This is a genomic window from Nocardiopsis alborubida (assembly GCF_012396365.1).
Lineage (GTDB): Bacteria > Actinomycetota > Actinomycetes > Streptosporangiales > Streptosporangiaceae > Nocardiopsis > Nocardiopsis alborubida.
In genome coordinates, this window is record NZ_JAAXPG010000025.1 from 71,814 (window position 1) to 91,692 (window position 19,879).

Annotated in this window: 17 protein-coding genes; 7 read left to right on the forward strand and 10 right to left on the reverse strand. The window is 73.4% G+C overall.

Annotated elements, in window-relative coordinates:
* Nucleotides 1-206: 206 nt before the first annotated feature.
* The 5 genes from HGB44_RS23430 (at nucleotide 207) to HGB44_RS23450 (ending at nucleotide 6,121) form a co-directional block, all read left to right on the forward strand.
* Nucleotides 207-1,553 (forward strand): FAD-dependent oxidoreductase, encoded by a 1,347-nt coding sequence (locus tag HGB44_RS23430; RefSeq protein WP_061083693.1) that lies wholly within the window; start codon nucleotides 207-209, stop codon nucleotides 1,551-1,553.
* Nucleotides 1,554-1,932: 379 nt separating this feature from the next.
* Nucleotides 1,933-4,308, forward strand: coding sequence for a penicillin-binding transpeptidase domain-containing protein (locus tag HGB44_RS23435; RefSeq protein ID WP_061083694.1), 2,376 nt, complete (start codon nucleotides 1,933-1,935; stop codon nucleotides 4,306-4,308).
* A gap of 514 nt (nucleotides 4,309-4,822) precedes the next feature.
* Nucleotides 4,823-5,143 (forward strand): hypothetical protein, encoded by a 321-nt coding sequence (locus tag HGB44_RS23440; protein WP_061083695.1) that lies wholly within the window; start codon nucleotides 4,823-4,825, stop codon nucleotides 5,141-5,143.
* 53 nt (nucleotides 5,144-5,196) lie between these two features.
* The gene (locus tag HGB44_RS23445) at nucleotides 5,197-5,445 is read left to right on the forward strand and encodes a hypothetical protein (protein ID WP_026115127.1); all 249 of its coding nucleotides are present in this window, start codon (nucleotides 5,197-5,199) and stop codon (nucleotides 5,443-5,445) included.
* A gap of 103 nt (nucleotides 5,446-5,548) precedes the next feature.
* A complete protein-coding gene (locus HGB44_RS23450) occupies nucleotides 5,549-6,121 on the forward strand; it encodes a CAP domain-containing protein (protein WP_231972683.1) in 573 nt (190 codons plus the stop codon).
* 106 nt (nucleotides 6,122-6,227) lie between these two features.
* Here HGB44_RS23450 and HGB44_RS23455 read toward each other — a convergent pair whose 3' ends face one another.
* The 6 genes from HGB44_RS23455 to HGB44_RS23480 form a co-directional block, all read right to left on the reverse strand.
* The gene (locus HGB44_RS23455; RefSeq protein WP_061082676.1) at nucleotides 6,228-6,563 is read right to left on the reverse strand and encodes a DUF3040 domain-containing protein; all 336 of its coding nucleotides are present in this window, start codon (nucleotides 6,561-6,563) and stop codon (nucleotides 6,228-6,230) included.
* Between the two features lie 220 nt (nucleotides 6,564-6,783).
* Nucleotides 6,784-7,884: an ABC transporter ATP-binding protein gene (locus tag HGB44_RS23460; protein ID WP_061082675.1), complete on the reverse strand. Its 1,101-nt coding sequence runs from the start codon at nucleotides 7,882-7,884 to the stop codon at nucleotides 6,784-6,786.
* Nucleotides 7,884-8,726 carry an ABC transporter permease gene (locus HGB44_RS23465; RefSeq protein ID WP_061082674.1) on the reverse strand — a complete coding sequence of 281 codons (843 nt, stop codon included), beginning with the start codon at nucleotides 8,724-8,726 and terminating at the stop codon, nucleotides 7,884-7,886. The genes HGB44_RS23460 and HGB44_RS23465 overlap by 1 nt, the downstream gene beginning before the upstream one ends.
* Complete coding sequence (gene modA, locus HGB44_RS23470) at nucleotides 8,723-9,577, reverse strand: molybdate ABC transporter substrate-binding protein (RefSeq protein WP_231972595.1); 855 nt, start codon at nucleotides 9,575-9,577, stop codon at nucleotides 8,723-8,725. Before modA ends, HGB44_RS23465 begins: the two co-directional genes overlap by 4 nt.
* On the reverse strand, nucleotides 9,570-9,971 hold the full coding sequence (locus HGB44_RS23475; protein ID WP_061082673.1) for a TOBE domain-containing protein: 402 nt from the start codon (nucleotides 9,969-9,971) through the stop codon (nucleotides 9,570-9,572). Before HGB44_RS23475 ends, modA begins: the two co-directional genes overlap by 8 nt.
* 193 nt (nucleotides 9,972-10,164) lie before the next feature.
* Nucleotides 10,165-11,787 (reverse strand): glycoside hydrolase family 10 protein, encoded by a 1,623-nt coding sequence (locus HGB44_RS23480; RefSeq protein WP_061082672.1) that lies wholly within the window; start codon nucleotides 11,785-11,787, stop codon nucleotides 10,165-10,167.
* Nucleotides 11,788-12,108: 321 nt separating this feature from the next.
* Between HGB44_RS23480 and HGB44_RS23485 the strand changes: the two genes are divergently transcribed.
* Nucleotides 12,109-13,389 (forward strand): isochorismate synthase, encoded by a 1,281-nt coding sequence (locus HGB44_RS23485; RefSeq protein WP_061082671.1) that lies wholly within the window; start codon nucleotides 12,109-12,111, stop codon nucleotides 13,387-13,389.
* Nucleotides 13,390-13,549: 160 nt separating this feature from the next.
* Complete coding sequence (locus HGB44_RS23490) at nucleotides 13,550-13,999, forward strand: GNAT family N-acetyltransferase (RefSeq protein WP_061082670.1); 450 nt, start codon at nucleotides 13,550-13,552, stop codon at nucleotides 13,997-13,999.
* A 114-nt stretch (nucleotides 14,000-14,113) separates the two neighbouring features.
* On the opposite strand, the gene HGB44_RS23495 is transcribed toward HGB44_RS23490, so the two are convergent.
* The 4 genes from HGB44_RS23495 to HGB44_RS23510 all read right to left on the reverse strand — a co-directional run bounded on the left by HGB44_RS23495 (nucleotide 14,114) and on the right by HGB44_RS23510 (nucleotide 19,761).
* Nucleotides 14,114-16,138: a PhoX family protein gene (locus HGB44_RS23495; protein ID WP_061082669.1), complete on the reverse strand. Its 2,025-nt coding sequence runs from the start codon at nucleotides 16,136-16,138 to the stop codon at nucleotides 14,114-14,116.
* 499 nt (nucleotides 16,139-16,637) lie between these two features.
* Complete coding sequence (locus tag HGB44_RS23500) at nucleotides 16,638-17,558, reverse strand: ABC transporter ATP-binding protein (RefSeq protein WP_082768563.1); 921 nt, start codon at nucleotides 17,556-17,558, stop codon at nucleotides 16,638-16,640.
* A complete protein-coding gene (locus tag HGB44_RS23505) occupies nucleotides 17,555-18,709 on the reverse strand; it encodes a FecCD family ABC transporter permease (protein ID WP_061082668.1) in 1,155 nt (384 codons plus the stop codon). The genes HGB44_RS23500 and HGB44_RS23505 overlap by 4 nt, the downstream gene beginning before the upstream one ends.
* The gene (locus HGB44_RS23510; protein WP_061082667.1) at nucleotides 18,706-19,761 is read right to left on the reverse strand and encodes a FecCD family ABC transporter permease; all 1,056 of its coding nucleotides are present in this window, start codon (nucleotides 19,759-19,761) and stop codon (nucleotides 18,706-18,708) included. Before HGB44_RS23510 ends, HGB44_RS23505 begins: the two co-directional genes overlap by 4 nt.
* Nucleotides 19,762-19,879: the final 118 nt, after the last annotated feature.

The window sequence follows — 19,879 nt, forward strand, 5'->3', positions numbered from 1 at the left end:
TGGCCCTACCGGGTTCTGCCTGGGCTGACGGCCCAGCGGGGCCTCCGGGGCCCGCCACGCGGGCCTCGGGCGGGGAGCGGAATTCTCTACCTTTATAGTAGGTTTTCCCGGTGCCAACACCGGATAGATTAGGCAAGCCTTACCTTTTGATGGCGTCCGACTCTGGCGCGAAGACTTGGAGCTGTGCGATGACGCGACCACTGCGAGTGGGAATCGTGGGTGCGGGCCCCGCGGGGATTTACGCCGCGGACCTGCTCACCAAGGACGAGACCCTGTCCGCGTGCGGCACGTCCGTCAGCATCGACATCCTCGACAAGCTGCCCTCCCCCTACGGCCTGGTCCGCTACGGCGTCGCCCCGGACCACCCCCGGATCAAGCAGATCCAGGGTGCGCTGCACAAGATCCTGGACAAGCCGGAGATCACCTTCTACGGCAACGTCGAGTACGGCGTGGACCTCAAGCTGGAGGACCTGCGCCACCACTACGACGCGGTCGTCTTCGCCACGGGCAGTGACCGCGACCGGCCGCTGGACATCCCCGGCATCGACCTGCCCGGCAGCCACGGCGCCGCCGACTTCGTCTTCTGGTACGACTCCCACCCCGACGTGTCGCCGTCCTGGCACGTGGAGGGCACCAGCGTCGCCGTGATCGGCGCGGGCAACGTCGCCGTCGACGTCGCCCGCATCCTCGCCAAGAGCGCGGAGGACCTGCTGGAGACCGACATCACCGACAACGTGTACGAGGAACTGCGCGCCAAGCAGATCACCGACGTCCACGTCTTCGCCCGCCGCGGCATCGCCCAGTGCAAGGCCACCCCCATGGAGCTGCGCGAGCTGGACAAGCAGCCCGGCGTCGAGGTCATCGTCTACCCCGAGGACTTCGACATGGACGAGGGGAGCCTCCAGGCCTGCGAGGACTCCAACCAGGTCAAGACCAACGTCAAGGTCCTGCAGAACTGGGCGATCCGCGACCCGCGCGGCGCCGAGCGCCGCCTGCACCTGCACTTCCTGCACAGCCCGGTGGCCGTGCTCGGCGAGGACCGCGTCACGGGCTTCCGGACCGAGCGCATGGAGCTGACCGGTGACGGCGGCGTCCGGGGAACCGGCGAGTACGTCGACCACGAGGTGCAGGCCGTCTACCGCGCCATCGGCTACCTGGGTTCGCCCCTGGCCGATCTTCCCTTCGACGAGGAGCGCGGCGTCGTCCCCAACGCCGAGGGCCGGGTCCTGGACCTGGACGAGGAGCCGATGGACGGCGTGTACGCCACCGGCTGGATCAAGCGCGGCCCCGTGGGCCTCATCGGCCACACCAAGGGCGATGCCCTGGAGACGGTCACCAACCTGGTGGCCGACCGCGAGGCCCTCACCCCGGCCTCCGAGCCCGACCCGGTCGCCTTCCGCGCCCTGTTGGAGGCGCGCGGCGTCCACTACACCACGTGGGAGGGCTGGCAGCGGATCGAGGCCCGCGAGGAGGAGCTGGGCGCCGAGCGCGGGCGCAAGCGCCTCAAGCTCCTCTCCCGTGACGAGCAGACCAGCGTCGCGCGCCAGGAGTAGCCTCCGGCTCGCGGGCTTCCCGGCCGGTCCCGCGCCCCTCTGCGGGACCGGCCACCGCATTCCCCGTTCCGCCCGCGGGTATCGTGAGATTGCGCATGCGCCGCACCTGCCGGTAGCGGAACAACGGCCCGGCCCGATGGGTTAGAGTCACTGTTGGTCGGTGTGGTAGCAAGTGTCCCCCGGGCCTCAACAACCGCCTTCGCGGAATACCGCGTCCGGCCCCGCCTCCGGGTGGGTGACCGTACGGCCAGGAGCCCCGTTGTGCCCCGCGCCGAGAGGCGACCGCCATGCCGACCCTCATCCTCGTGCCCCGTTCCCACCGAGGTGGGAGCGGGGCATCGTGGTATCTCCAGCCATCCCCAGTGAAGGACGGTCAGGCGTGGACGAACGGTCCCCCCGGCAACCGGATTCCTCCGGGCCGCCCGAAGCATCGCACGAGTCCCCGGCGCATCCCTCGCGCCCCGCAAACCCCTACCGCATCCCCCAGCGCACCCAGGGGCCTCCGCCCGCGGACACCGGCGGCCACGGACACCCCCGTCCCGCGGAACCGGTGACTCCGTCCGCGCCCGTTCCCGGCGCTCCCCCGCAGCCCGACCTCCCGGAACGGTCCGCCGGGTCCTGGGACGCCCCCGACCCCGCCTCCTGGGACGAGGCCCCGAGCGGAGGACCCGCCGACGAGGGCTGGAACGCCCCCTACCCCTCGGCGCAGGGCCCCTCCGGCGACTGGAACGGGTCCCGGGGCGAGGAGGCGCACGGCTCCTGGCAGGACGCCCCGGCCTCCCGGCACGGCGTCCGCGGGTCCGCCGCCGGACACGGTCCCGCGGACGGCCGCACCGACACCTGGGACGACGACCCCTACCCGGGTCAGCCCGTCCACCACGGCGACACCCCCTACCCTGGCAGTGCGCCCCACCCGGCGCAGGACCACGGAGACCGCGGGGAGGCCGGCCCCCAGCGCGGCCAGGGGTCCCCGGACGGCTTCGAGTACCTCTACAGCGGCGGCGGCCCGGGCTCCGGCGGACCGGACGACCCCGACCGCTACGGAGATGACGGCTACGGGAACGACGGCCACGACTCCGGTCCCCCGCCCCGCAAGTCGCGGCGCGGCCTGCTCATCGGCGTGCTCTCCGCCGTCGTGGTGCTGCTGCTCGTCGGCGGCGGCGCGTCCTGGTACGTCCTGACACTGCCCGAACCCGAGGAGGCCACCGCCGAGTACGAGGCCGCCTGGGAGGCGCAGGACTACGAGCGCCTGGCCGCGGTCACCCGGGGCGGCGACGCCGCCGCGGTGCTCGGCGGGATCGACTCCGGGCTGGGCGTCGACTCCATCGCGGTGGAGGTCGGCACGGTGACCGCCGACGGCGGCACCGGCAGCGCGCCCTACGAGGTCACCGTGTCGCTGACCAACGCCGACGACTGGGGCTGGGAGGGCGAGCTGCCCCTGGTCCGCGAGGACGGCGAGTGGTGGGTGGAGTTCTCCCCCGAGGTCGCCTACCCCGGCCTGGGCGAGGACCAGGTCCTGGCCCGCACCGCCGTGTGGGGCGAGCGCGGCAGCATCCTGGCCGCCGACGGCACCGCCCTGGACGGCGGCAACGTCTCCGGTTCGCTCCAGATGATCGCTGGTTCCCTGGGCGAGGCCACCGAGGAGGACGTCGAGCGGCTCGGCCCGGCCTACAGCGTCGGTGACACCGTGGGCGTCAGCGGCCTCCAGCGCACCTACGAGGAGCGGCTGGCCGGAGAGGCCGCCACGACCATCCTCATGGTCGACGCGGCCGCCGCCGAGGACACCGACTCCCTGGAGGCCACCGAGGAGAACACGGTGGCCACCCTGGACGGCGCCGACGGCGAGGACATCACCACCAGCATCGACATGGCCGTCCAGAACGCGGCCTCCAACGCCATCATCGACTCCCCCGACCCGGCGGGTCTGGTGGCGGTGCGCCCCTCCACGGGGGAGATCCTGGCCGCGGCGAACGTACCCGGCGGGTTCAACCGGGCCTTCGAGGGCCAGTACCCGCCCGGATCGTCGTTCAAGATCATCTCCTACAGCTCACTGCTGGACAACGGGATGAGCATGGACGCCACCATGAACTGCCCCAAGGAGTACGACCTGGGCGGGTGGCCGTTCGTCAACGCGGGCGACGCCGAGTACGGCGCCCAGACGGTGACCGAGGCGTTCGCGACCTCCTGCAACACCGCGCTGGTGGAGCAGGTCGGCGACCGGCTCAGCTCGGACACGCTCCAGGCCAGCGCCGAGCAGTTCGGCATGAACGCGCCGCTGGACATCGGCGTGCCCACGCTCGAACCGTCCTTCCCGCCGGTGGACAGCGCCACCATGCTGGGCGCCCAGAGCATCGGCCAGGGCCAGATCCTCACCTCGCCGCTGCACATGTCCACGGTGCCCGCCGCGGTCGCCGACGGTTCCTGGCGCCACCCGGTGCTGGTGACCGAACCCGCCCAGGAGGGTCTGCCCGAGCCCCGGGCGATCGCCCAGGCCGAGGCGCTGCGGACGATGATGCGCGCGGTCGTCACCGAGGGCACCGCCGAGGACGTGCCCTTCCAGGGCGAGGTGCACGCCAAGTCGGGTACGGCCGAGTTCGGCACCGCCGACGACGCCGACGAGGACGGGGAGCTGCCCAGCCACGCCTGGATGGTCGGCTTCAAGGGCGACGTGGCCTTCGCCGTGGTGGTCGAGGGCGGTGGCGGCGGCTCGTCCGTGGCCGGCCCCCTGGCCGCCAGTTTCACCAACGCCCTCTGAGGCGGATCCGCCGCGACGGCGCGTACCGGCCCCGCCGGTGCGCGCCGTCGGCGTTGGGGCGCCCCTGCGCCGCGCGGTGCGCCCGGGGGGATGCGGGCCCGCGGCCCCGGAGCGCTGCGGCGGCCCGTCTCCGGAAGCGGTGCGGCCCGCGGCGCCCTGTCCGGAAGCGGTCCGACGGCGCGCCCGGGACGGCGTGGCCGGTGTCGGTACCGGTTTCCCTGTGTCTACGATGCTCCCTGGCTGCGCCACACGCCGCGGTCCCGTCCTCGTCCTTCACGGGACCGGTAGCCCCCTGTCCCCGCTGCGGGGCATGCGCTCTCCCCAAGCAGGAAAAATCCGGCCCAAGACAACCAATAATTACTTTAAGCTATTTAGTAACTACTAAGAGTTAGCGATCGGGGGCCCGGGGCAGATCTACGGATGGCGCCAGGAGAACGGTTCCCCCGAGGGTCGAGCTGGGGGGATCGGCGCCACCGGACCGACAGATCGTCGGTCCGCCTCGAAAGGACACAGGATGAACCGCAAGACTCTCACTCGGATCGCCTTCGCCTCCGTCGCCGTTCCGGCCCTGGCCTTCGGCGCCCCGGCCACCGCCATGGCGGACAGCTTCTTCTCGGGTGAGTCCAGCGCCGCCGGCCCCGAGGGCGCCGCGAGCCACAGCGTGACCGCAGTCGCCTTCGACGGCGGCGACCACGGCCACGGCCACGGTCACGGTCACAAGAACGGCAAGGGTGACGACCACTGGGACGGTGGCGGCTCCTTCTACAAGAAGAGCGCCACCTGGGCGGGCCACGACGGCGCCGCCTCCCACAGCATCGTGAGCGGTGCGAACTAGGCATCCCGTTTCCGTCGGGCGTGACCCGACCCAACCCGAGGAGGGGAAGGACGATGGTCCGACTACGACGAGCGCTGTCCCTGACCGGTGTGGCCTTCGGCCTGGCGCTGGGTGCGCCCTCGGTCGCGATGGCCGACACGGTCTTCGAGAAGGACTTCGGCAGCGCCAGCGCCGAGGGTGCCACCATGACCGTGGTCCACAGCCGCGTCGGCGACGACGGCAAGGTCTTCTACGAGTACGTGACCTACACCGCCTCCATGCACGGAGCCACGGTGGACAGGACCACCAGCAAGGCGAACTGAGTTCCCGCGAGGTTGCGGGCGGGCGGCCTTCACGGCTGTCCGCCCCTGGTGTGCGCGGGCGCGGCGCGGTACACGCGCCCCCGCGCACGGAAGGTGGAAAGACATGCGAAACCTGCTTCGAGGCCGTGTCCTCGCGGGGATGGCGGCGGCGGCCGTGTGCTGCGCCGGTGTGACCGGCGCGGCCGACCCCGGTGACGTGTTCGCCGACGGCGGGAAGCCGTCCGCGACCCAGGGGGCGGGCTCCGGCGGCGGCTGGCCCCCGCCCTGGACGCAGGAGGACCCGGCCGATCCCTGGCCCGAGGCCGAGGCCGAGGTCGTGCGGCTGGTGAACGACGCAAGGCCCGGGTACGGGTGCGAGAAGCTGAGCGCCCACGAGCTGCTCACCCGGGCCGCACGGGAGCACAGCCAGGCCGAGGCCGGCGACAGCGGGTTCCCCGGCGGCGGGTTCTTCGGCAGCTCGTCGGCCAGGGACCGCGCCCGCGACCTGGGATACGCGCACCCCTCCGGCGAGATCGTGGCCAGCGGCTTCGAGACGGCCGAGGAGGCTGTGGAGGCCTGGACGCGCCGCGGCCACAACCAGGTGCTCGCCGACTGCGGGGCCGAGCACATCGGAGTGGGCGTGGTGAAGGGCGAGGGCGGCCCCTACTGGACCGTCATCCTCGGCCGCGGCGACTGAACCGGACACGCGGAACCCGGGGCCCGTGACGGGCGGTGTGCACCCGACGCACACCGCCCGTCACGCGTCCCGGGCGAGGCCCGGCGGCTCCGGGCCGGGGCACCGGTCAGGAGGTGCCGACGGCCTCGGGCTCGTCCGGAACGGGATCCGGTTCGGGCGCCGGGTCCCCGGTGGTCTGTGAGGTGTCGGCCGGCGCCGTCGGCGCGGACGGTTGCGGTGTGCTCGGGGTGAGTACGAACAGCATCACGAGCAGGCCCGCGGTGACCGCGGCGATCAGGCCGCACGCCACCCACGGTTTCCAGCCGCCGAGACCGGGGTCGGCCGGAGCGTCGGGGTCCGCCGACCCGAAGGACTCCAGTCGTCCGGCCAGGTCCGGTTCCTCCTCGCTGAGCTGCCGCTCGATCTCCGCGAGAATTCTTCTCTCGTGCTCTCTCAGGGACATGGCACCCTCCTCGGCCACGGGGGGAAGGACTGTCGTCGCCAGACTTACAGTCTCCCCCGGGTGTACCTGAGATATCCAGGTGTGCACAGGTTTTCCGATGTGGGTTTCTATGCCCGATTCTGGGTAGAAAAATCGGTTGCTCTCCGTAGGGCACGCCGCCGTCCCGGACCGGCGTCGCGGGGCCGCACCGACACGGGGCCGCGGACCGGATCCGCCGGAGTCACCCCGGGTAGCACTCGACCTCGGCGGCCTTGACCCCCGCCCACACCGCGTCCCCCCGGGCCAGACCCAGCTCGGCCAGGGCCGCCGGACTGATGTCGGCGGCCAGGGACGGGCTCCCCGCCAGGTGCACCCGCACCTGGTCGCCGAACCGCTCGGTCCCCTCCACCTTCAGCCGCCACACGTTGCGCGGGCTGCCGTGCGGACGGTGCGGGTACAGGGCCACGGCGCGCGGGGGGAAGGCCACCAGGGCCGGGCCCCGGTGCGCCTCGTGCACCTCCACCCGGGCGGGCTCGCCGGATCCGTCTCCGTCCAGGGTGACGGTGGTGCCCTCGGCCGTGCCGCGGAAGAGGTTGAGCCCCACGAGCCGGGCGACGTAGGCGGTGCGGGGGCGCCGCGCCACCTCGGCGGGTTCGCCCTGCTGCACCACCCGGCCCTCCTCGATCACCGCCACACGGTCGGCGAGCACCATGGCGTCGAGCGGATCGTGGGTGACCAGCACCGTGGCCCCGTCGAACTCCTCCAGCAGGTGGCGCAGCCGGGCGCGCACGTCGATGCGGGTGCTGGCGTCCAGGGCGGCCATGGGCTCGTCGAGCAGCAGCAGGCGCGGGCGCACGGCCAGGGCGCGGGCCAGCGCCACCCGCTGGGCCTGGCCGCCGGAGAGGCGGCGCGGCCGGACGCGGGCGTGCGCGGACAGGTCCATGTGGGCGAGCAGCTCGGCGGCGCGTTCGCGGGCCGCCGCCCGTAACAGGCCCTGGCGGCGGGGGCCGAAGGCCACGTTGTCCAGTGCGCTCATGTGCGGGAAGAGCAGGTAGTCCTGGAAGACCATGCCGATGGGGCGGCGCTCCACGGGCGTGGTGGTCTGGTCGCGCCCGTCCACGAGGATCCGGCCGCCGGTGAGGGGCACCAGTCCGGCCAGGGCGCGCAGCGCCGAGGACTTGCCCGCGCCGTTGGGACCCAGCAGGGCGAGGATCTCCCCCGGGCGCACCGTGAGGGAGGCCTCCAGCGTGAAGGCGCCCCGGCTCAGGCGCAGGTCCGCCTCCAGCGCGGGTGCGGGTCCGGAGTCGGGCGTGGACTCGTCAGGGTGGTGGTCGGGGGCCATCAGGTGTTCGTCCACCTCTCGCGCAGGGTGGCCAGGACGGCCAGGCAGACCGCCAGCAGGATCAGGCTGAGCACGATGGCGGCCTCGGGGTCGCGCTGCATGGCCACGTACACGGCCAGCGGCATGGTCTGCGTGGTGCCGGGGAAGTTCCCGGCGAAGGTGATGGTGGCGCCGAACTCGCCCAGGGCCCTCGACCAGCACAGGACCGCGCCCGCCGCGATGCCCGGCAGCACCATGGGCAGGGTGACGCGGGCGAAGACGGCCGCCCGGCTGGCGCCCAGGGTGGCGGCGGCCTCCTCGTAGCGGCGGTCCGCGCCGCGCAGCGCGCCCTCCACGCTGATCACCAGGAACGGCATGGCGACGAACACCTGGGCCAGGACCACGGCGACGGGGGTGAAGGGCAGCGTGATCCCGAACCAGGCGTCCAGGTACCGGCCCACGATCCCGTTGCGTCCCAGGACCAGCAGGAGCGCGACGCCGCCGACCACGGGCGGCATCACCAGGGGGACGGTGACCAGGGCACGCACGAGGCGGCGCCCGGGGAAGTCGGTGCGGGCCAGCAGCCAGGCCAGCGGCACCCCGAGGAGCAGGGACACGGCCGTGGCGGCGGTGGCGGTGGACAGGGACAGCCACAGGGCGGACAACACCTCGGGCTCGGCCAGGCGGCTGCCCATGGTGGACCAGGGCGCGCCGACCAGCAGACCCGCCATGGGCAGCACGAGGAAGACCACACCCAGGAGCGCGGGCAGCACCAGGATCCAGGGCGGTCGGCCGGAGCGCACGCGCGGCGGGCGGCGCGGCGCCGCGGTGGTGGTCGCGGCGGGGGCGCGGTCGGGCGTCATGGCACCTCGAACCCGGCGGCCCGCAGGACCTCCTCGCCCGCGGGGGAGCGCACCAGCTCCACCCAGGCGGCGGCGAGCGCGGTGTCGGAGGTGCTGGAGACGACGCCGACGGGATAGTCGTTGACCACCTCGTCGGACTCGTCGAACGCGATGCCCTCGACCCGGTCGCCCGCGGAGACGACGTCGGTGGCGTAGACGAGTCCGGCGTCGACCTCGCCGAGTTCGACCTTGGTCAGGACCGCGCGCACGTCCTCCTCGTAGGTGTCGGGGGTGATCTCCAGCCCGGCCTCGTCCAGGACCGCGGCGGTCGCCGCGCCGCAGGGGACCTCCTCGGCGCAGAAGGCGACGGCGGTGTCCCCGCCCGCGAGGTCGGCCAGCTCCCCGACACCGGCCGGGTTGCCCGGGGGCACGGCGATGCGCAGGGTGTTGGCGGCGAAGACGACGCCCTGCGCGCCGTGTTCCGCGGCCCAGTCGGGGTCCAGCCCCTCGCCCTCGACGACCCGTTCCATGGTGGCGGTGTCGGCGGAGGCGAAGACGTCGGCGGGGGCGCCGGAGTTGATCTGGAGGGCCAGATCGCTGCTGCCCGCGAAGTTGAGGACCACCTCGGTCCCGGCGTGCTCGGCCTCGAACTCCCCGGCGAGGTCGGTGAAGACGTCGGTGAGGGAGGCCGCGGCGAAGACGTGGAGCCGGTCGCCGGCCCCCTCCTCCGAGGAGCAGGCGGTGAGGGCGAGCGCGGACGCGGTCAGGGCGCAGGCCAGGCGGAGCGCACCGGCCCGGAGGCGGCCGAGCGGAGCGGATCCGAAGCGCCGGGGAACACCTGGTCCGAGGCTGCGGGGGGCGCGGTCACGCATGGCGCTCCCCGGTGGTCTCCACGACCACGTTGGTGGACTTGACCACCGCGGTGGCGACGGTGCCCACCTCCAGGCCGAGTTCGTCGGCGGCCTCGCGGCTCATCAGCGAGACCACGCGGTGGGGCCCGGCCTGGATCTCCACGCTGGCCATCACCCGGTCGCGGACGATGTCGGTGACCAGGCCGCGGAAGCGGTTGCGGGCGGAGGACAGGCGCCGTGCCGGGTCCTCGTCGGTGTCCGTGCGCATGAATCCGGCCAGGTCCGCGCCCCCGATCAGACGTCTTCCGGAGGCGTCGCGGGTGGCGGGCAGGCGGCCGGAGTCGACCCAGCGCCGGACGGTGTCGGCGCTGACGCCGAGGAGGTCGGCGGCCTCGCTGATGTGGAAGGTCGGCATGGGGACAACCTACCCCTGGCATCTGCTGGGGCGAAAGGGGATTTGCGCTAGCAGATGCTTACCTTTCCGCCCTGCTCCTGGGATTTTGCGACAGACAGCCGCGCGGGGCGGGGGCGCACCGGGCCGAGCGCCCCGGAGAGGAACCGGGGGCGGCTCCCCCGGCCGGAGCCCGCGCGCGTTCGCCGTCGGCGGGTCAGCCGCGCACGTCGGCGACCTCGCTGACCGGCCCCTCGGCACGGTAGTCGTCCAGCGCGGTGACCACGTATCCGACGCCGTTCTCCAGCGGTGCGGTGTCGGTCAGTGCCGTCTTCCCCGTCAGGCCCACGAGGTTCTCCGCGCTGAGCGCGGCGCAGCGCTCCTCCTCGGACCCGGCGGCCGCCGCGTCGGCGGGCAGCCGGTAGACGGCGTAGAAGCGGGCGCCGTCGACGGCCTCCCACGCCACGTCGACCCCCTCGTCGGCGGCCCGGGCCGTGACCCCGTCGACCGCGCCGGCCAGCGGCCCCTGGCCCTCGGGCACGTCGGAGAGCGGCGGCAGCGCGGGGTTGCCGTAGTGCTCGTCGGCCAGTGCGGAGTAGGCGTCCGAGGCGTTCTCGCGCAGGCTCCGGATGGAGAAGTAGACGTCCCCGTCCACCTGGGGCAGCTCACCGGAGTAGTCCAGCTGGGTGCTGAGCGCGTCCTCGCCGCTCCAGCCGTCCTCGCCCACCCGGTAGGCGGCCTGGCCGACGTACAGGTCCACGCCGGTGCCCTCGACCTCCTGGGCCCACCAGTCGGCCAGAACCTCGTAGTCGGCGGCCTCGAAGCCCCGCTCCCAGTACAGCTGCGGTGCGACGTAGTCGACCGTGCCCTCCTGGATCCAGGTTCGGGTGTCGGCGTACTGGGCGTCGTAGGACTGGAGGCCCGAGCTGGATGAGCCGCTGGGGTCGGTGGAGTCGTTGCGCCAGATGCCGAACGGGGAGATCCCGAAGCTCACCCAGGGCTTGGTCGCCTCGATGCCCTCGTGGACGTCGGCGATGAGCCGGTTGACGTTGTCGCGGCGCCAGCCGGCCCGGTCGTCGAAGCCGTCGCCGTGGTCCTCCCAGGAGGCGTCGTCGTCGAACTCCTCGCCGTCCTTGGGGTAGGGGTAGAAGAAGTCGTCGAAGTGCACGCCGTCGACGTCGTAGCGCTCCACCACGTCGAGGATCACGCGGGTCACCCACTCGCGGACCTCGGGGTTGCCGGGGTCGAGGTAGGCCTCGTCCCCGTAGTCGACGAGCCACTCGGGGTTCTCCCTGGCCGGGTGGTCCTCGGCCAGGTTCTCGACGTCGGGGTCCTGGAAGCCCACGCGGTAGGGGTTGAACCAGGCGTGCAGCTCCAGGCCGCGCTCGTGCGCCTCGGCCACCGCGTACTCCAGCGGGTCGTAGCCGGGGTCGCCGCCCTGATCACCGGTGAGGTAGCGCGCCCACGGCTCCAGGTCCGACTCGTAGACGGCGTCGGCGGTGGGCCGCACGTGCAGGAAGACCGCGTTGAGTCCCATGTCGGAGGCGTCGTCGAGGTAGGCGTCGAGCTCGGCCTGCTGTTCCCCGGCGGACAGGCCCGGTTCGGAGGGCCAGTCGATGTTGCGGACCGTGGTCAGCCACGCCCCGCGCATCCGCCGCTCCGCCCCGCCGTCCCCGCACCGGAGGGAGCCGGCGGCCCCGGACCCACCGTCGGTACGCGGCTCCTCGGCGCCGGTGTCCTGGGCGGTGCAGCCCGCCAGCAGGACGGTGGCCGCGGCGGCCGTCGCGGCCCACCGCAGCGCGGCGCGCGGCGAGGTCACGGCACGAGCCACTGAATCCATGGAAGAGGTCTCCTCTGAGGGGTCGTCGCGCACCGCCGTCACCGTGGCGTCGCGCCGCGAACCAGAGTAGGCCAGACAGTCAATTTTCGGACACGATTGCGGCAATCCGTGGATAACCTTGCACCCTCCATGCCAGGGGTCCGTCCCCACAGGTCAACGGAGTGTCCGCGCGGGCGGCCACGGAGCACGGTCCCTGTCAGGCAACGGCGGGGGGCGGGGCACGGGGGCGGCCCCGCCCCGGGAAGGGGCACCCCGTGCACCCCGGCCACCACGGCCGATACCGGACACACCGCCCCAGACGAGGTTCTAGACTCGGGGACCGTGAACGCCCTCCTGAGCCCGCCCCACCTGTTCGTCCGCACCGTCGCCATGCCCGACGACACCGCCAGTCTGGTGCACCGCCTACCGGCGGACTCCCCCCTGGCCTGGCTGACCGGCGACGAGGGCATCGTGGGCTGGGGACAGGCCGCGCGGCTGGACCTGGGCGGCGGGCCCGAGACGGCCGAGCCCACCGACACCACCCGCTTCACCGAGGCGGCCCGCTGGGTGAACGCCCTCACCGAGCGCGCCGAGGTCCACGACGAGGTGGGCGTGCCCGGGACCGGCCCGGTCGCGTTCGGCACGTTCGCCTTCGCACCCTCCTCCGCGGGGTCGGCCCTGGTGGTGCCGCGCGTACTGGTCGGTCGGCGCGACGGCCGCGCCTGGCTGACCACCGTCACCGACGCGCCCGGCGCGCGCCCGGCCGGGCCGCTCCGTCCGGCGTCCGCGCCGCGGCCCGTCGGACCGCTCTCCTGGAGCACGGGGTCGCTGACCGGCGAGCAGTGGATGGCCGCCGTGGCCGGTACCGTCGAGCGCATCCGCGCGGGAGAGCTCGACAAGGCCGTGCTGGCGCGCGACGCCCTGGCCGAGGCCGGTGCCCCCATCGACGTGCGCACGCTGCTGGAGCGGCTGCGGCTGCGCTTCCCGAGCTGCTTCACCTTCTCCGTGGACGGCATGGTCGGAGCCACCCCCGAGTTGCTGCTGCGCCGCGAGGGCGACCGGCTCTCCTCGCTGGTGCTGGCCGGAACCCGCCCCCGGGGCGAGGACCCCGACGGCGACCGGCGCCTGGCCGAGGAGCTGCTGTCCTCGGCCAAGGACGTGGACGAGCACCGCATGGCCGTGGACTCCCTGCGCACCGCGCTGGAACCGCTCACCGAGGAACTGGACGTGCCCGGGCGGCCCCGCCTGCTCGCGCTCGCCAACGTGCAGCACCTGGCCACGCCCGTACGCGCACGCCTGTCCCCCGGGGTCTCGGCGCTGGACGCGGTCGCGGCCCTGCATCCCACGGCGGCCGTGGGCGGCACCCCCACCGCGGCGGCCATGCGGCTGATCGCGAGGGCCGAGGGCATGGACCGGGGCGGCTACGCCGGTCCGGTCGGGTGGCTGGACGGCGCGGGCAACGCCGAGTGGGGCATCGCCCTGCGCTGCGCCCGTGTGGAGGGCGCGCGCGCCCGGCTGTTCGCCGGAGGGGGCATCGTCGCCCAGTCCGACCCGGAGTCGGAGCTGGCCGAGACCGAGTCCAAGTTCCGGGTGATGCGCGAGGCCCTCACCGACCCGGTCTGAGACGGGGCGGGGGCCGCGCTCCGGTCAGGACTCCACCGTTCGCATGCGGGTGGCGGTCCGTGCGAAGGCGGTCCTCCGCACGGGGTGGCGTTGCGCACAGAGGCCACTGTCCGGACGGGATTTCACGGGCGTGAAACACGGCGCCGCTAGCGTGGCGCCCATGCGTGTCGACGAGGTTTCCTGGGACGATCCCGACGCCGTCGCCCTGCGGGCCGACCAGCGGGCGGAGATCGCCGAACGGTACGGCACCCCCGACTCCGAGCCGGGGGTGGCGCCCTCCGCCGGGGACATCGCGGTGTTCGTGGTGGCCCGCGACGCTTCGGGCGAGGCCGTGGGCTGCGGCGGCCTGCGCGACCTCGGCGACGCGGCGGGCGAGGTCAAGCGGATGTACGTCCGACCCGACCGGCGCGGCTCGGGCGCGGCGTCGCTGGTCCTGGCCGCGCTGGAGGACCGGGCCCGCGACCGGGGCTGGAAGTGCCTGCGCCTGGAGACGGGTGACCGCCAGCCCGACGCGGTGCGGTTCTACACCCGCTCGGGGTACACGCCCATCCCCGGCTTCGGCGCCTACGCCGACGAGCCCTCCTCGCTCTGCTTCGAGAAGGTGCTCTGAGGGCACCGCGCCCCGGGCGCGGGCCCCGGACACGCAGAACCGGCCCCGGCAGCCCCCACGATGGAAGCCGGGGCCGGTGGTCGTCGTCCCTCTACCGGCGGGAGGGCGCCAGGGCTACCTGCCGACCTCGCGGCCCGCGGTGTGCCAGATGCACACCACGGACGGGCGCGGGAACTCGCCGTCGGGCCAGGTGCTGGTGGGCTCCTCGAAGGTGCCGCCGTCACCCGGGTGCTGGGGGCCCAGGAACACCGTCTTGCTGTCCTTGGTGACGAAGGGGCCGCAGGCCTCCGCGCCGACCGGGACGGTGGCGAAGGTCTTCAGCTCACCGCGGAAGCGGCCCTCGACCGGCATGACGTGCAGGCCGTCGTTGATCCCCAGGGCGCCGGGCTGGCCGTCCGTGGAGATCCACAGGTTGCCGTCCTTGTCGAAGGTCAGGTTGTCCGGCGCGGAGATCGGCATGACCTTGGACTTGTCGAAGCCCGCGTAGTAGGTGTCGTCGTCCTCGGGGTTTCCGCACACCAGCGGCACGTTCCAGGCGAAGGAGGTGGCGGCGGCGTCGTCACCGGCCTCGATGATCTCCAGGATGTGGCCGTGCCGGTTGGGGCCGCGCGGGTTGGGCTCGTCGGCCTGGCCGGGCTCACGGGAGGAGTTGTTGGTCAGCGCGCAGTAGACCTTGCCGGTGACCGGGCTGGGCTCGAAGTCCTCGGGGCGGTCCATCTTGGTGGGGCCCATGGCGTCGGCGGCCAGGCGGGTGTGGATGAGCACCTCGGCGACGCTGAAACCGGGGACGAAGCTCTCGGTGTCGGTGCACAGCGCGACCCACTCGCCGGAACCGTCGAACTCACCGTCCGCGGGCAGCGCGCCGGAGCCGTCGAACTCCTCGGCGGGGCTGTTGCCGGAGAGGCGGGCCACGTACAGCGTGCCGGTGTCCAGCAGGGAGAGGTTGTGACGCCGGGAGCCCTCGACGTACTTCTTGGCGCTGACGAACTTGTACATGTAGTCGAAGCGCTCGTCGTCGCCCATGTAGGCCACGACCCGGCCGTCGTCGGCCAGGCGGGTGGTGGCGCCCTCGTGCTTGAAGCGGCCGAGCATGGTGCGCTTGCACGGCTCGGACTCGGGGTCGAGGGGGTCGACCTCGACGATGTAGCCGAAGCGGTTGACCTCGTTGGGGTGCTTGGAGAGGTCGAAGCGCTCCTCGAAGCGTTCCCAGCGGCGGCCCGTGGCACCGGTGCCGACGCCGTAGCGCCTGGTCTCGGCGGACCCGGAGCCGTTGGCGAAGTACTGGTTGAAGTTCTCCTCGGCGGTGAGGAAGGTGCCCCACGGGGTCATTCCGCCCGCGCAGTTGTTGAGCATGCCCCTAACCAGCGTGCCGGTGGGGTCCTCCGCCGTCCTGAGCAGGTCGTGCCCGGCGGCCGGGCCGGTGAGGCGCATGGGGGTGTCGGCGGTGACGCGGCGGTTGAAGGCGCGCTCACCGGTGGACAGCACCCACTTGCCGGTGCGGCCCTCGCGCTCCAGCTCGACGATGGAACCGCCGTGGGCGGCCATGGCGATGCGGATCTGCTCCTCGCTGGCCGCGTTCCCGTCGGTGTACCCCGGGAACATCAGTTCCTCGTTGGTGTACTCGTGGTTGACCCACAGCAGGGCGTGGTCGTCGTCGAGCTGGTGGAAGCCGACGTAGTCGCAGTTGTAGCCGAACTGCTGGGCCTGCGCCTCGGCGGTCTGGTCGTACACGTCGAACTCGGGCGCGCCGGGCAGGACCGGCTCCCCCCAGCGGATGATGACGTGCTGGTCGTAGCCCCGGGGGATGGTGACCTTGTCGTCGTTGTTGGGCTGGACGCTGGTGAAGGTGGGCCGCGGGGAGGGGTGGGGGCGGTCGGGGCCGCGGCGGTCGGCGGAGGCCGGGCTGAGCGCGGCGAGTCCGAGCGCGCCCGCTCCGGCGCTCACGGCACCGGCCTGGATGATGGAGCGGCGGGAGAGCGCCTTGGCGAAGATGTCCCCGAAGTAGGGGTTGTCGCTGGTGTTGGGAGCCGGGTGGAAACAGGCGTCGCCGCAGCGCAGTCTGCATGTCGCACGGGAACGACCGCCGCCGACCTGGCCGATCAACGGCAGCTGGCGGCGGCGGGGCGCGGATTCGGGCACACCTTCTCCTTGGGGATCGTGCTGCTCCCACGCGCTCCGTCGGTGCGGGGTCTGACCGGGGCGCGCGGATTGTCTCCTGGTCCGGCGGGGTACTCCCCCGGACGCTCTCGACCTTGGCCGAAATTCCAAACGCGCAGGTGAAACCGAGGTGAACGCGCCTACAACTCCGGCGCATGCCCTGGTAGGTCACACTGGGAATCCGTATGGACACAGATCGTCGGGTCAGGTCGTGATCATGGCGCACCGTACCCGCCGGGTCCACGTGACACGCCCGTAACCGTCCCCGGAGTTGTCGGTCCTCCCGTGATTCGGCGCCGGACGGGGCGGCGCCGAAACGGGGGCCGGGGGCGGGAAAACGGTTGCCGGGAGGAGGGGTTTCCGGGCATGCCGACGCCGGGGAGGGCGAAGAACCGGAAAGGGGCGGGTGTGGTTCCCGGCGCCGCGGTGGACGGCGCCGCGGTGGACGGCGCCGCGGTGGACGGCGCCGCGGTGAATGGGCTCAGGCGTGCCGGCCGCCGCTGCGGCCGACGGGGACCACCATGGGCCCGCCGGTGACGGGGTCCTCCACCACGACCGCCTCCAGGTCGAAGGCCTCGCGCAGCAGTTCGGGGGTGAGCACGTCGGCGGGGGCGCCGCTGGCCACCACCCGGCCGCCGCGCATGGTGATGACGGTGTCGGCGTAGCGGGCCGCGAGGTTGAGGTCGTGCAGGACCATGACGATGGTGCGTCCGCCGTGCAGGTGCAGCTCGCGCACCAGGTCCAGCACGTCGACCTGGTGGACCAGGTCCAGGAAGGTCGTGGGCTCGTCCAGCAGGAGGAGGTCCGTGCCCTGGGCCAGCACCATGGAGATCCACGCGCGCTGGCGCTGGCCGCCGGACAGCTCCTGCAGCGGGCTGTCGGCCAGCTCCAGCAGACCGGTCTGCTCCAGGGCGTCGGAGACCGCCCGGTGGTCCTCGCCCGACCACTGCCGGTACCAGCGCTGGGAGGGGTGCCGTCCGCGGGAGACCAGGTCGGCGACGGTGAGCCCGTCCGGCGCCACGGGCTGCTGGGGAAGCACGCCCAGCACCTCGGCGACCTCGCGGGTGGGCACCCGGTGGATGTCGCGGCCGTCGAGCTCCACCAGGCCCGCCCGGGGCCTCATGAGCCGCCCCAGGGCGCGCAGCATGGTGGACTTGCCGCAGCCGTTGGGGCCGATGACGCAGGTGATGGTGCCCTCGACGATGTCGGCGTCCAGGCCCTCGACGACGGTGTGGTCGTCGTAGGCCAGGGTGAGGCCGCGCGCGCTCAACCGGACCGGCGCGGAGGCGGTCGCGGGAGCGGTGCCGGGACCGGCGGTGGTGTGGGCGGTGCCCGCAGCGTCGGTGCCGGGAGTGGTGGCGGGTTCGGACGTGGTCCGCGTTCGGGCGGGGTGTGTGGTCACGCCTGTGCCTTTCGGTTGCCGCGGACGAGCAGGTAGACGAGGTAGAGGGCGCCCAGGCAGCCGGTGACGATGCCGACCGGGAGCTGGACGCCGACCAGGTTGCGGGCGATGAGGTCCGCGGCGCAGGTCAGCGCGGCGCCGACGAGGGCGGAGAGCAGGACCGGCGGCCGGGATGTGCGGGCCAGGCGCAGCGCGATCTGCGGGCAGGCCAGCGACACGAACAGGATGGGCCCGGCCGCGGAGGTGCCGAAGGCGGCCAGGAGCACGGCCAGCACCAGCATGGCGGTGCGTGCGCGTTCGAGCCGCACGCCCAGGCCGCGGACCACGTCGTCGCCGTAGGAGAGCACGTCCAGGGTGCGCGCGGCCGCCAGTGCCAGGGGCAGGAGGACGAGCAGGGCGGCGGCGACGGGGACCGCGTCCTGCCAGGTGCGCATGGACAGGCTGCCCGAGATCCACACCATGGCCCGCCCGGTGTCGCTGACCTCCCCCAGGGTGAGCATCCACAGGGTGAGGTTCATGAGCACCGTGGACACGCCCACGCCCACCAGCAGCAGGCGGAACCCGTCGATGCCGCCCCGCCAGGCCAGCCCGTAGCACAGGGCCCCGGCGGCCAGACCGCCGATCAGGGCCAGGGCCGGAACGCCGATGTCGGCGAGGGGACCGCTGACGATGCCGTAGCTGCCGCCGAAGGCCATCACCGCGACCACGCCCGCGCTGGCGCCGTGGGTGACGCCGAGCAGGTCGGGACTGGCGAGGGGGTTGCGCATGATGGTCTGGGTGATGGCGCCCGCGGCGGCCAGGGCGGCCCCGGCGAGCATGCCCACCACCACGCGGGGCATGCGGACCCGCCAGACGGTGAAGTAGTCGTCGTAGGTGGTGCCGACGACGTTGGCCCACACCCGGGCCGGGGAGAGGAACACCTCCCCGACGGAGAGGTTGAGCGCCGCCAGGACGAGGAGGACCAGGGCGGTCAGCAGCCCGAGGAGGGCCGGGCGGGGGCGCAGCGGGACGGAGACCGGGCCCAGTCGGAGGGCGCGGCCGCGTCTGGCGAGGCCGGCGCGGGCCCGTGTCCGGGCCTGGTCCTGGCGGGGGGTGCGTGCGCGCTGGCGGGCGCCGTCGGGTGCGGCGGTTCCGGGCGGAGTGGAGGTCATAGGGAAAGAAGCCTCCGGCGGCGGACGATGTGGACGAAGAAGGGTGCGCCGAGGAGGGCGAGCACCACGCCGACCTGGAGTTCTCCGGGCGGTGCGAGGAAGCGGCCCAGGACGTCGGCGGCCAGGAGCAGGGCCGCGCCCATCAGCGCGGAGTAGGGCAGCAGCCAGCGGTAGTCGGCGCCGACGACGCCGCGGGCCAGGTGCGGCACGATCAGCCCGACGAAGGCGATGGGGCCGCAGGCGGCGACGGTCACGCCGGTGAGCAGGGTGATGGCGAGCAGCCCGACGACGCGGGCGCGGCCGATCCGGAAGCCCAGGGCGCGCGCGGTGTCCTCTCCCAGGGCCAGGGCGTTGAGGGCGCGGGCGTTGGCCAGGGCGAGGACGGCGCCGACGGCGACCACGGGCGCCATGGGGACGAGGATCGAGGGATCGCGGCCCACCAGGGAGCCCACCCGCCAGAACCGGAAGCTCTCCATGGTCGACTCGTCGAGCAGGACCAGCCCCGAGACCAGGGAGTAGCACATCCAGCTCACGGCGGTCCCGGCCAGGGCCAGGGTGATGGGTGTGGGGCCGCGCCCGGGGACCGAGCCGATGGCGTAGACCGCGACCGCGGCCACGGCGGCGCCCGCGAAGGCGAACCAGGCCTGGGTCTGGAGCGTGGTGACACCGAGCAGCAGGATGCCCAGCACCACGGCGAGGGCGGCGCCGAAGGTGACGCCGAGGATGCTGGGGTCGCCCAGGGGGTTGCGGGTGTGCCCCTGCATGAGTGCGCCGCCCAGGCCCAGGCTGATCCCGGCGAGCAGGCCGAGCGCGGTGCGCGGCAGACGGATCTCGTTGACGATGATGTCGGCCTCGGCGCCCGCGGTGGAGGTCAGGGCCAGCCACACGGTTCCGGGGGTGAGTGCGCGGGCGCCGACGAGCACGCTGGCCAGGGCGGCGAGGCACAGCAGCAGGAGCATCAGGGCCAGGCCGGAGATCCGGCGCGTGCGGCGGGCCGCGACCGCGTTGTCGGAGGAGGGCGGTGAGACCGCCGGGGCGGCGGGGGATGTCATGGGGATCCGGGAGCGGTGGTGGCGGATGCGGAGGTCGCGCGGGCGGCGGGGGGTGTGACCGCTGGATTCGGTGTCGGGGGGTTTCGGGTGGTGGGGGCCGAAGCCGCGGAGGCCGGCG